This is a genomic window from Streptomyces sp. NPDC104761 (assembly GCF_055583445.1).
This window is the reverse complement of the sequence record NZ_JBVJNZ010000021.1, coordinates 42,238-54,014: the sequence shown is the minus strand read 5'-3', so window position 1 is coordinate 54,014 and position 11,777 is coordinate 42,238. Positions and strand designations below refer to the sequence as shown.

Below are 11,777 nucleotides of genomic sequence, written 5' to 3'. Positions count from 1 at the left end.
GGAGGGAGAGAGGGCCGCCCTTTTTTTTTGGGGTGGTGTGCGGGGTCCCCCCGCCCCCCCCCCCCCCCCCCCGCCCCGAGCTTTCAACACCATCTACCGGCCGACTGCGTCGGCCTTCTTTTTCCGCAGATTCCGCCTGGGAGGGCTGGGCTGCGGGGATCGCGTATGCGTGACCGGGGACCACCTTCCAATCCGGGGCCTTGCGGTACCCGGGCGGACTGCTCCTCGCCCGGGCGATCCTGATGGCGTATCGCTCCTTACCTTCGGCTACTCGGTTGTACTGCTGGATAACGCGGGTGCTGCTCGCGGCCCCTTCGGGTCGCGTCCTGCTTGACGTGCATGCACGGCAGTTCCTGTCTGCCGTGCCCACTTCGACTTCCTGGCTACGAAAGAAACGGTAACCCTGCGAAGGGCGAATGTCTACCTCAGACACGACAGATTTCCTCCGTGGGTCAGGCGAGAACCCCTGCCTTGAGTACACAGTCCCCGGCGCCTCGGCAGCCCGCGGTTCCATGAGCACCAACGTGCTGCGCAGCCCCGACGGCTGGCGGGGTTCCGAAACGAGCGCACCGTCCACATCGAGACCAAGGCGGTCACCACCGCCGAACTGCTCGCAGACCGGGCCGCCGCCCTTCGGGAGGCCGCCGCCTCCGGTGAGAGCGGCGCGCCTGTCACCGGCCTGGTGGCGCTGCCGCCCGTCACCACCCGGGCCTTCCGCGCCGAGTCCGTGAACGCCCTTCGCGCCGCTGGCGCCACCGCTCGGAGAGCTGGACGGGCGGTAAATATAATCTGGCGCATGTCGAAGCCTGACGAGTTGCTCGTTGATGTCGCCGCACTGGTGGAGTCCGGGCAGAGCAACCAGATGTCCCTGACCGTGGTCACCGGTGGTGCTGTCATCACCGGTCGGCTGGCTCCCGAAGCAGTGTGGAGGCAGAGGGTGTCGGAGGTTTTGGCGGATTCCGCCCGCTTGGGAGAGTTCTCGGCCGTCTTCAACACCCCCGCGAAGAAGGACGGGCCGCCCGCCCATCTGCACTTCCACGTCGCCCGGATCCTGCAGGGCACGGTCGGCATCCCGGAGACAGGCGGGATGTACCGCGTGGCGATCGCCGACGTCAGCGCCTGGACCATGGGTGACTTCAGCTATTCCGACCACTGAGCGCCCACTGCGGCGGACCCCCGTCGCAGGCAGTGTGGGCCCGCCCAGCGAGCGCCCGTCGGGCCCACACCGCTGTTCGGCCTCGGGGGGAGAGGAAGGCCGGTGCGCGATGACAGCCCGCGCGGAGCCGGGGAGGGGCGGCCGTCACCCCTCACAGGGAGCTGCCCGTGCCCGGCCGTACAGGACGCGTCAGCCGGCGGCCATCGCCGTTGCCACGTACGTCAAGGAGATCAGGGCCATTACGGCGGCCGGGACGGCCCGGGATGGCGGGTCGCCGTGGCGCAGGTGGACCACTGCCGCCGCGGCCATCAGCAGGGTGAGGCCTGTCGCGGCGGCCACGCCCAGCGGCATCCAGGTCAGCCCCGTCAGCAGACCGGCAACCCCGGCCACCTCCAGCGCGCCGACAACGCGATAGAGCCGTACCGGCATGTCGAGATGGGCCGCCGCCTGGCGCATGAACGGCACCGCGGCCAGCTTCGCCGGCCCCAGCGGAAGGAAGACCAGGGACAGGGCGACGGCCAGCACGGTGGTCATGAGGCGGACCTGCCCCTGCGGCGCTCCTCGCCCAGCCGGGCGTAGTAGTCGATGAGGTCGGGGCTGTCCACGGCGGCGGGGTTGACGACCTGCTCGACCGGGGCGCCCTGGAGCAGTCGCTTGATCGGGACCTCCAGCTTTTTGCCGGTGCGGGTGTGGGGGATGCCCGGCACTTGGAGGATCTCGTCGGGGACGTGCCGCGGTGAGGCGCCCGTACGGACGGCGTCGCGGATCTTCTCGCGCAGGGTGTCGTCCAGGGTCACCCCGGCCGCCGGGACCACGAACAGCGGCATCCAGTAGCCGCCGTCCGGCTCCTCCGCACCGATGACCAGGGCTTCGGCGATCTCGGGGAGGCGTTCGACGACGTCGTGGATGTCGGCGCTGCCCAGGCGGACGCCGTTGCGGTTCAGCGTCGAGTCGGAGCGGCCGTGGACGATCACCGAGCCGTGTCCCGTGACCGTGATCCAGTCTCCGTGTCGCCACACGCCGGGGTAGGAGGAGAAGTAGGCGTCTCGGTAGCGGCTGCCGTCGGGGTCGTTCCAGAAGTACAGCGGCATCGACGGCATCGGGCGAGTCACCACCAGTTCGCCGACCTGGTCGGTGACCGGGAACCCTTCGCTGTCGTACGCGGCCAGTGCCACGCCCAGGTGGGGGGCCGACAACTCCCCCGCCCAGACCGGGATGTTGGGGGCGCTGCCCGCGAACCCGGAGACGATGTCGGTGCCGCCGCTGATGGAGGCCAGCAGGACGTGGTCGCCGACGTGGTCGCGGACCCAGGGGTAGGCGGAGGCGGGCAGGGCCGAGCCCGTGCAGCCGACGACGCGGACGGCCGACAGGTCGTGGACGGACGGGTCGACGCCGAACTTGGCCATGCCCAGCAGGTATTGGGGGCTGGTGCCGAAGACGGTGATCCCGTGACGGGCGGCCAGCTCCCACAGCACGTCGAGCTTGGCGAAGGGGGCCGGGCTGCCGTCGTAGGTGCAGGTCGTGGCGCCGGTCAGGAGGGTGGAGACGACGAGGTTCCACATCATCCAGTGGGTGGTGGTGTACCAGAGGAGGCGGTCGCCGGGGCCGAGGTCGGAGTGCAGGCCCAGGGTCTTGAGGTGCTCCACCAGCACGCCGCCGTGGCCGTGGACGATGCCCTTGGGCAGGCCGGTGGTGCCGGAGGAGAACACGACCCACAGCGGATGGTCGAACGGGACCGGTACGCAGGTGAGTTCCTCGGTGCGGGTGGAGGCGTCCTCCCACGGGATCACCAAGGACGGGTAGGTGCCCTCGGGCCACGGCAGGCCGACATGGTCGACCAGCAGCGTCGCCTTCAACGTCGGAAGGGACCCGGCGAGTTCGAGGACGGCGTCGCGGCGGTCGTGGGTGGTGCCGTTGAACAGATAGCCGTCAGCCGCGATCAGCACGGTGGGTTCGAGCTGGGCGAAGCGGTCGGCGGCGGCCTTGGGGGCGTAGTCCTGGCCGCACACCGACCACACGGCGCCCAGGCTCGCGGCGGCGAGGAACGCGACGATGGCGTGCGGGGTGTTGGGCAGGTAGCCGACGACCCGGTCACCCTTGCCGACGCCCAGGTCGCGCAGGGTCGCGGCGACGGACGCCACCAGGAGGCGCAGCCTTCCGGCCGTGAGCTGGTAGCCGGAGCCGTTCTCGTCCAGTGCGATGATCGCGGGCCGGTCGTCGGCGAGGTTGCGCAGGGCGTGGTGGGCGTAGTTGAGGGTGGCGCCGGGGAACCAGCGGGCGCCGGGCATCCGTTCCTCGGCCAGCACCTGCTCGTACGGGGTGTCCGCGTCGATGTCGAAGTACTCCCACACCGCGCCCCAGAAGCCTTCCAGGTCGGTGACCGACCAGCGGTGCAGGGTGGCGTAGTCGTCGGGGGCGATGCCCTGGAGCCGGGCGAACTCCGCGATGCGACTGGCGGCCGCCGTCTGCGGGTCGGGTGTGAAGAAGGGCGTACTCAAGGCGTCGTACTCCTCAGCAGGCTGTTCGCCGCGGTCCGTTCGGAAGGGACAGGGCTTCGTGTGGTGTGCAGGAGGGTTGCCCAGGCGACGGTCGAGGTGAAGTCGCGGCCGTCTGCCGGGACGATGTCCATGACGACCCGGTCGGGTCGTAGCAGGACCGCATCCGCGTGTCCTGCGCGCAGCCAGGCGGCGAGGGTGCCGTCGTCGCCGAGGTCGGTCACCGGGACGGTGTGAACGCCGAGACTGTGGGCGAGCGCGGTCAGGGAAGGGCCGGGCTCGATGGCGGTCAGTACGGCGAAGGAGTCGCCGAGCACCTCGTCGAGCCGGGTGTGCCGTCCACCGACACTCACCCATGGTTGGGGGCAGTGGGTGCCCGCCAATCTTCGGCGGACACTGCGCCGCACGAGCGGTCCGGCGGTCAGGGGCGGGCTGAGGTCGCGGCCGGCCAGCTCGGTCAGGCCGGGTATGCGGCAGGCGGCGGCCAGTGCCCTGCGGCGGATCGCGGCGGCGCCGTCCTGGCCGCCGGTCATGGCCCAGCCCATGGCGACCGCGAGGCGGACCGCATGCCGGGCGTGCGGCCTGCGTTCGCTCTCGTAGGTGTCCAACAGCCGTTCGTCGCCGCCCTGCCGGAGGACGCGGGCGAGTTTCCAGGTGAGGTTGTAGGCGTCCCGCAGCCCCGAGCACAGGCCCTGTCCGATGAACGGCGGGGTGAGGTGGGCGGCGTCGCCGAGCAGGAAGACTCGTCCGCTGCGCCAGCGGTCGGCGACGCGGGCCCGGAAGGTGTACTGGGTCTCGCGGACCACCTCGAAGTCCCCGTCGTACGAGGGCGGCAGCCACGGGGCGACCAGCTCACGGACCGTCTCCTGTCCTTCCCCGAGTCCTTCCCCGAGCCGGAACTCCCAGCGGTAGCGGTTCTCGCTCACACGCATGAAGGTGGCCGGCCGGACCGGGTCGCAGATCTGGTCGACGCCTTCCCAGCAGCGGACGGGGCCCGTCGTGTCGACGTCGATGACGGTCCAGCGTTCCTCGAAGCGCAGGTCTTCCCAGACGCCGCCGATCGCCTCGCGGGTGAGGCTGCTCGCGCCGTCGCAGCCGAGGACCGCGTCGGCCCACAGCTCGTTATCGCCGTCGCCGTCCCGGTAGGTGACCCGCACGGGACCTGCGGTCTCGGGGCCGACGCCGGTGACCTCCACGCCACTGCGCAGTTCGCACTCGGGGCGCCGGGCCAGGGAGTCGCGCAGTACGCGTTCCAGCTCGGGCTGGTCGAACATGCTGGTCTGCGGATAGCCGTGGTGGCCGTGCTCGGTGCGCCGGAACTCGGCCATCACCCGGTGCCGGGCGTCCAGCAGCCGCAGCCCCTTCGCCGGGCGGGCGATCGCGGCGAACTCCTCACCGACGCCCGCGGCCTGAAGGATCCGGTGGATCTCGTCGTCGCCTGCGACGGCGCGCGGCAGCGGGTAGATGTCCCGGTGGCGTTCGAGGACGACACTGCGGACTCCGCGCCGGGCCAGGAGAAGGGCGGCGGTCACACCCACCGGCCCGGCCCCGACGATCACGACGGGCACACGTACGGCTTCATCGACGGTCATGTGCGGCTCACCTCGGGTCCTAGTGCGCGGCCGCGACGGGCGTACGCTGCTCGCCGAGGTCGATGCGGCCGTCGGGGGTCGCGATCGTCGCCGTGATCACGTCACCCGGACTCAGGTAGTGCGGGTTCTTGGCCTGGCTCTTGAAGAAGGCCTTCCATTTCACGGCGGGCGGCAGCAGCGCGCCGATCTTCTCGACGGCCTTCGGCGGGGCCTTCAGGGCGGTGCCGCCGGGCGTGCCGGTGAGCAGCAGGTCGCCGGCGTCCAGGGTCTGGAAGCGGGCGAGCAGGGTGAGTGCCTGTGCCGGGCGGACGATCATGTCGGCCAGGGTGCGGTCCTGGCGCAGCTCGCCGTTGACGCTGAGCTTCAGCCTCAGGTCGAGGAGATGGGTGAAGTCCTCCGGCTCCAGCAACGACAGGTACGGACCGGTCGGCGTGAAGGTGGGGTACGACTTGCTCTCGTAGAACTGCGTCTTGGTCAGCTGCACCTCGCGGGCGCTGACGTCGTTGGTGATCACCAGTCCGGCGACGTACGAGGGCAGGTCCCGCTCCTCGACGACGGTGCCGACGGGCAGGGGCGCGCCCATGACGAGGCCCAACTCGATCTCGTAGTCGAGGAATGTCACGTGCGACGGCCGGACGACGGCGTCGCCGGGGCCGCTGACCGAGCCGGACGCCTTGCGGAAGAACGCGGGCGGGATGTCGCCCTTGAAGCCCGAATCGCGGGCGTGGCTGCGGTAGTTGACCATCTGGGCGACCACCCGGCAGGGCGTGGTGACCGGCGAGAGCGCCACCAGGTCGGCGACGGGCGTGCCCGGTTCGCCGGAGGCGGCGGCCTCGCGGACAGCCGGCCGGTCGGCCAGCAGCTCAGCGGTGGTCGCGGCCTTGGTGTCGACGGGGACGGCCCGGTCGCCTCGGACGACCCACCAGCCGTCGGCGGTGCGCAGGACATTGGTGCTCATGTGAGTGCCTTTGTGAGGGATTCGCTTGCGGGGGTTCAGGAGTTGGCGGCCTTGAGCAGGCCGAACAGTCGTGCCGGGTCCATCTCGTTGTCGCCGCGCAGGGCCTCGACGACATCGCGGAGCCGCTGCGGGGAGGGGCTCGCGCCGAGGAAGTCGCGGGTGGCCGGCGGGCCCCACTGGGCGAGGCCGCTGGTCGACATCGGCGCCCAGCCGGGTTCGACGTCGCAGGAGAACAGGTCGCCGTCGGCGAAGTGCTCCAGCATGAAGTGGTCGGGGTCGCGCCAGTAGTCGAAGAGCTGGCTGCCCTGGATGTGCCGTCCGATGCCCCAACTGCGCTTGTATCCGCGCTCCTTGAGGTATTCGCCGCCGACGGCGATGGAGTCGAGGTCGGTGACCTGGTAGGCGGAGTGGACGTATCCGGTGCCCGGCCCGAGGTGCATGGCCAGGGTGTGGTGGTCGGCCGGTACGCCGCCCAGGTCGCAGCGGATGAACGCCATCGTCGGGCCGCGATCGCGCTGCCCGTCCAGGAACAGGAAGTCGGACACGATCATGCCGAGTGTGTCCAGGTACCAGTCCAGGGCCCGGCCGAACACCCGCGTCTCCAGCACCACGTGGCCGAGCCGCTGGATGCGGGACGGTTCGCGCGCCGGCCGCTGGGTGGCATTGGTACGACGGTGGTCCGTGCCGAAATTGAGGAGCAGCGGCTGCTGTTCCGGCAGTGCGGCGAGCTGTTCGCCGCAGTGCACGACCCGGACCGGAAAGCCCGACGGGTCGAGCAGGTCGATCACCTTTCCGCCGCCGGGAACGTCGGAGTCCCGTACGGACGATCCGGTGGCGCGGGCCAGCCGGTCCAGGTCGCCCCGCTCGGCGGCGCGGAACGCCGGACCGATGAAGCGGGACGTACGACCGCGCCGGATCACCATGCAGGGCGAGCCCGCGAAGGTACCCCGCAGCCACAGCTCGCTCTCGGTGCGGGCGGCGACGCCGAAGCCGAAGTCGCGGGCGAAGACCTCCGCCCGGTCCAGGTCGGGCTTCTCGAACTCCAGCCAGGCCAGGTCCGCCACCTTGATCACGGGGTTCCGGGATCGGCCGGGGTGTTCGCCGCGCAGGGCACCCTGCTCACTGTGGAGGTCCTGGTGGGCCGTGACGACGTCCCCGTTGACGCGTGTTTCAGACATGGTGCCCTCCGAGCAACATTGCCGTAATGAGGGAATCATCAGCTGTGACAGTTCCATCGTCAAGATGTTCGCCGCCGCGGATGATGAATTCATCAGAACTGCGATCGCCATGGTGCAACCGTTAGACTCTGCGCATGTCTATGTCAGCCCCGCCCGGCAACCGGTTCGAGCGACGTCGCGCGGAGACCCGTGGAGCTCTCGTGCGAGCGGCCCGGCAGATACTCGCCGAGAGCGGCGACACCAGCGCGAGCATCCAGACGATCGCCGAGCGCGCGGATGTGGGCTTCGGCTCCTTCTACAACCACTTCGACTCCAAGGCGGAGTTGTTCGAGACGGCGGCGATCGACGCCTTCGAGGAGTTCGGGCAGGCCTTCGACGAGCGTCTGACGGGGATCGACGACCCGGCGGAGCTGCTCGCGGCCGGCTTCCGGCTCAGTGCCCGCATGGCCGACTCGCACCCGGAGCTGATGCAGGTCCTGCGCCGCCGTGGCCTCGGGCACATCCACTCGGGCAACGGACTGGCCCGACGCGCCCTGCGTGATCTCCAGGTCGGTATCGCCTCCGGCCGCTTCACGACCCTCGACCCCGTGGTCGCCCTGTCCGCGCTGGGCGGCACCCTGCTGTCCCTGGTGGAACTGCGGTTCGCCCGCCCCGAGGTGGACGGCGACGAGGCCGCGGTGAACCTCGCCGAGATGGTCCTGCGGATGCTGGGCCTGCCCGCCGACGATGCGCACGAGGTCGCCCGACGCCCCCTGCCTGACGCCGTCTGACCTCACGCGGACGACGAGTCCGGGCGGAAGGTGACCGAGCGGCCCGTGAAGCGGGCGTCGATTCCGTCCTCGGTGGCGGTGACCGACCGCAGCCGGAGCCCCTCGGGCACGTTCTGCAGCGGTATGGGCTCGTCCAGGGCCTTGTCGAGCAGTGATGTCAGCGGAGGAACCAGTTCACCCCGCTCCGCGCCTACGTCCGTGAAGGCGATGCTGTTGCCGTCGGCCGCCGAGACGGCCGCGCTCACGGTCACGTCGCCCACGAGCGGCAGACTCGCGGTCGCGTCGACCCGGCCGGACTCGTCTCCCCGTGACACCTGCACACCGAGCGCGCTCGACACGTCCGCGTACGACAGGAACGCGGTCGCCGTGACGCTGTCCGCGTGAGCCTCGTCGGCACTCCCCCAGGTCTTCAGCCCGTCCATCCCGACCGTCAGCCTCGTCACCGGGAGCGGCCGGGCGCTGCCGTCGGCCGGAATGCCGTGGGCAGTCAGGTCGACATGGTTGAGGCTGCCCGCAGCCAGTTGGTTCAGTACGGGAAAGCCCCTGACGTGCACCGACGGCCGATCGGCGGTTCCCATGCCGTCCTGGAATGCCTTGGCCATACGACTCTCCGCGCGAACAGCGGCGATGCGGTCGACCGCGACTGCGCCGACCAGCAGGGCCCCCAGGGACGCCACGGCGATGATCATGCGCCGCCTGGTCCGGGTCGGGGGGCTCGCATACACGGAGCCGTCGCCGTAGGAGGGCTCCTCGTCGCGGCAGGACTGATACATCGTTCTCCTCTTCGAGTGGTGCTGCGGCAAGTCCAGAAGCCCTGGCAGACGCCCCTCCAGCGCCCGGGCCGGCACGGCCGGCGGAACGCCGGCCCGGAAGGCGCCCTGCCGTTGCCCCCCGGCCGCTGATCGCCTCCGCCATGTCCCGCTCGGAGGCCAGGACTTCAGCGAGCCGGGAGGAGGACGACCCAATAGTTGCACATGGACGAGCAACAAACTAGCCTGCACATCAACGGGCAATTAGCTGCCCGTGGTGCCCGGCCCCTCTTGGCCCCGCGTGCACCGATCCCGTCGATTCCGCACCCCCGAAGCCTCCGCTTCACCTCCTGCCGAGGAGTCCGGCCATGCCGCTCTTTCCGAACACACCCGTCGAGAAGATGACGGAGCCCTACCACCGCCGCTGGTGGGCCCTGCTGGTGCTCTGCCTGAGCCTGCTGATCGTGGTCATGGCGAACACGTCACTGATCGTGGCCGCCCCCGACATGACCAATGACTTGGGGCTGAGCAGCAGTGACCTGCAGTGGGTCATCGACGGCTACACCGTCCCCTACGCCGCCCTGATGCTCGTGCTCGGCGCGATCGGTGACAAGTACAGCCGCCGCGGCGCCCTCGTCCTCGGCCTGCTGATCTTCGCCGGAGGTGCGGTGACGGGCGGACTGGTCGATGAGACGAACCTCGTCATCGTGGCCCGCGCGATCATGGGCGTCGGTGCCGCCGTCGTCATGCCGGCCACGCTCTCCCTGCTGGTCGCGATCTTCCCGCGCACCGAGCGCGCCAGGGCCATCACCGCCTGGTCCGCCACCTCCGGCCTCGCCATCGCCGCCGGTCCCCTCGCCGCAGGCTGGCTGCTGGAGAACCACGCCTGGGGCTCCACCTTCCTGATGAACGTCCCCGTCGCCGTCCTCGCCGTCGTCGGCGCGCTGCTCCTGGTCCCGCCGTCGAAGGCGGAGGGCATGGGCCGCATCGACTACGTCGGCGGTCTGCTGTCGATCGCCTCGGTCGGTTCTCTGGTGTACGCCACCATCGAGGGCCCGCACTTCGGCTGGGGCGTCGGCCCCGTCACCGCGGCCGTCGTCGCCGGCGTGGGCCTGCCGGCCTTCGTGGCCTGGGAGTTGAAGCACCCCAACCCCATGCTGAACGTGCGCAAGTTCACCGAGCGTCCCTTCGGCGGCTCGATGACGGCTGTGCTGTTCTTCTTCTTCGGCACCTTCGGCTCGATCTACTACTCCACCCAGTTCCTGCAGTTCGTCCTCGGCTACGACGCCCTGGAGACCGGCATCCGCCTGCTGCCGCTGGCCGGCGCGGTGTTCGTCGGCGCCGCCGTCACCGGCAAGCTGGCTCCGAAGCTGGGCGTGAAGATCGTGGTCGGCACCGGCATGGTCATCGGCACCGCGGGCGTCTTCCTGCTCGCGCGGATCGAGTCGGGATCGACGTATACCGACTTCCTGGCGCCCCTGCTGATGCTCGGCTTCGCCATCGGCCTGAGCCTGTCCCCGGCCACCGACACCATCATGGGCTCCTTTCCGGAGGACGAGCTGGGCGTCGGCGGCGGCGCCAACGACACCGCCCTGGAACTCGGCTGTGCCCTGGGCATCGCCGTCCTCGGCTCGCTGCTCGCCACCTCCTACAAGGACAAGCTGACCGACATGGTCGGTGGCCACCTCCCGGCCGAGGCCATGGACACCGCCAAGGACTCTGTCGGCGGCGGCATCGCGGTCGCCGAACAGGTCGCCAAGAACCCCCAGGGCGGCGCCCAGCAGGCCCACACCCTGCTGGGCGCGGTCCACGAGTCCTTCGCCCACGCCATCGCCCACACCAGCCTCATCGGCGGCATCATCATGGCCGCCGGAACGCTGATCGTCATCGCCGTCCTGCCCGGCCGGGTGCACACCCCCAAGCACGGTGAGGACGATCCATCACCGGCGACCGAGGAGCAGACCGAGACCGTGGGCGCCTGAGCCCCGTACACCGGAGGCCGGAACCCCGATTCCGGCTTCCTCCACCCCCAGGACGGGCTGTGCCTGAGCGGCGCACGGCCCCGGGACGGTACCGGGAGGGGACACCCGGCACCGTCCCTTTTTTTCGCTGTCCGTCCCGGGTGACTGGCGTGGCGTCCAGCGGACCTCCGAGGTGACCCCGGGGGTCAGCAGGCAGGGACATCCTGTGCGGCGGCCACCTCGTCGACGACGATCTGCGCCCGCTTCTCCGGCACACCGGCCGCGATGAGCGTGGCGACGGCCACCCGGCTGCCGTCATCCTCCAGCGCCCCGGTGTTGACCTCCTCCAGCAGGGCGACCGTCATCGCCTCCAGGCCGGCGCTCAGCACCGGGGCCGGCAGCCGGGAGTGGAAGATCCCGTCCCGCTGTCCCCGCTCCAGGATGGCCGTGACTCCGACCCGGGCGGGCTCCAGGATCCCGGCGACACGGTCCATGCCGAGGTCCCGTCGGGCCAGCGCAAGGAGCATCCGGTAGCGATCTCCCACAGGCCAGAGCGACAACGTGAAGTGCGCGAGCGCCCGATCGGCCGGCTCCGTCACCCCCGCGCCGACCGCGACGGCGGCCTGGAGCGCCTCGGCAGCCTCCTCGGCCAGCGCGTCCAGGAGCGCAGCCCGTCCGGGGAAGTGTCCGAACAGGGTGCGCCGTACGACACCGGAGGCACGGGCGAGCTCCTCCAGGGTGATGTCGGGATTCCGCCCCAGCTCCTGACGGGCGGTGGCCAGGATGCGCGCCCGATTGGACCGGGCGTTGCGTCGCTGGGGCACACGACCGACGGGCTGGGACACGAAAAGAACCTCGAAGAAGCCAGGGCGGAGAGTGGACTTCTCCATTCTGGCACGCGGGCCCCGACAGACCCGC

The 11,777-nt window shown here is 70.6% G+C and carries 10 protein-coding genes; 3 read left to right on the top strand and 7 right to left on the bottom strand.

All coding sequences use genetic code 11. The features are described 5' to 3' along the window. Positions 1 to 796 precede the first annotated feature (796 nt). Entirely contained in the window at positions 797 to 1,156 is a 360-nt protein-coding gene (locus ACZ63F_RS38450) for a hypothetical protein (protein WP_469718307.1), read from the top strand. A 189-nt stretch (positions 1,157 to 1,345) separates the two neighbouring features. Here the strand turns inward: ACZ63F_RS38450 and ACZ63F_RS38445 are convergent, their stop codons facing one another. Genes ACZ63F_RS38445 through ACZ63F_RS38425 form a run of 5 tightly spaced genes read right to left on the bottom strand, consistent with a single transcriptional unit; the run spans position 1,346 to position 7,379 of the window. Continuing rightward, positions 1,346 to 1,690, bottom strand: coding sequence for a DoxX family protein (locus tag ACZ63F_RS38445; protein WP_469718306.1), 345 nt, complete (start codon positions 1,688 to 1,690; stop codon positions 1,346 to 1,348). Next, positions 1,687 to 3,654: an acetoacetate--CoA ligase gene (locus ACZ63F_RS38440; RefSeq protein WP_469718304.1), complete on the bottom strand. Its 1,968-nt coding sequence runs from the start codon at positions 3,652 to 3,654 to the stop codon at positions 1,687 to 1,689. The genes ACZ63F_RS38445 and ACZ63F_RS38440 overlap by 4 nt, the downstream gene beginning before the upstream one ends. After that, positions 3,651 to 5,243, bottom strand: coding sequence for a bifunctional 3-(3-hydroxy-phenyl)propionate/3-hydroxycinnamic acid hydroxylase MhpA (mhpA, locus tag ACZ63F_RS38435; RefSeq protein ID WP_469718303.1), 1,593 nt, complete (start codon positions 5,241 to 5,243; stop codon positions 3,651 to 3,653). The genes ACZ63F_RS38440 and mhpA overlap by 4 nt, the downstream gene beginning before the upstream one ends. Before the next feature lie 19 nt (positions 5,244 to 5,262). Next, the gene (locus ACZ63F_RS38430) at positions 5,263 to 6,201 is read right to left on the bottom strand and encodes a fumarylacetoacetate hydrolase family protein (RefSeq protein WP_469718301.1); all 939 of its coding nucleotides are present in this window, start codon (positions 6,199 to 6,201) and stop codon (positions 5,263 to 5,265) included. Positions 6,202 to 6,236: 35 nt separating this feature from the next. Then, positions 6,237 to 7,379 (bottom strand): VOC family protein, encoded by a 1,143-nt coding sequence (locus ACZ63F_RS38425; protein WP_469718300.1) that lies wholly within the window; start codon positions 7,377 to 7,379, stop codon positions 6,237 to 6,239. Positions 7,380 to 7,513: 134 nt separating this feature from the next. On the opposite strand from ACZ63F_RS38425, the gene ACZ63F_RS38420 reads away from it, so the two are divergent. Beyond that, positions 7,514 to 8,149, top strand: coding sequence for a TetR/AcrR family transcriptional regulator (locus ACZ63F_RS38420; RefSeq protein WP_469718298.1), 636 nt, complete (start codon positions 7,514 to 7,516; stop codon positions 8,147 to 8,149). A 2-nt stretch (positions 8,150 to 8,151) separates the two neighbouring features. Here ACZ63F_RS38420 and ACZ63F_RS38415 read toward each other — a convergent pair whose 3' ends face one another. Beyond that, complete coding sequence (locus ACZ63F_RS38415) at positions 8,152 to 8,922, bottom strand: LmeA family phospholipid-binding protein (RefSeq protein ID WP_469718297.1); 771 nt, start codon at positions 8,920 to 8,922, stop codon at positions 8,152 to 8,154. Positions 8,923 to 9,266: 344 nt separating this feature from the next. On the opposite strand from ACZ63F_RS38415, the gene ACZ63F_RS38410 reads away from it, so the two are divergent. Then, positions 9,267 to 10,880 (top strand): MFS transporter, encoded by a 1,614-nt coding sequence (locus ACZ63F_RS38410; protein WP_469718296.1) that lies wholly within the window; start codon positions 9,267 to 9,269, stop codon positions 10,878 to 10,880. Positions 10,881 to 11,065: 185 nt separating this feature from the next. Here the strand turns inward: ACZ63F_RS38410 and ACZ63F_RS38405 are convergent, their stop codons facing one another. Next, on the bottom strand, positions 11,066 to 11,704 hold the full coding sequence (locus ACZ63F_RS38405; RefSeq protein ID WP_469718294.1) for a TetR family transcriptional regulator: 639 nt from the start codon (positions 11,702 to 11,704) through the stop codon (positions 11,066 to 11,068). Positions 11,705 to 11,777 lie beyond the last annotated feature (73 nt).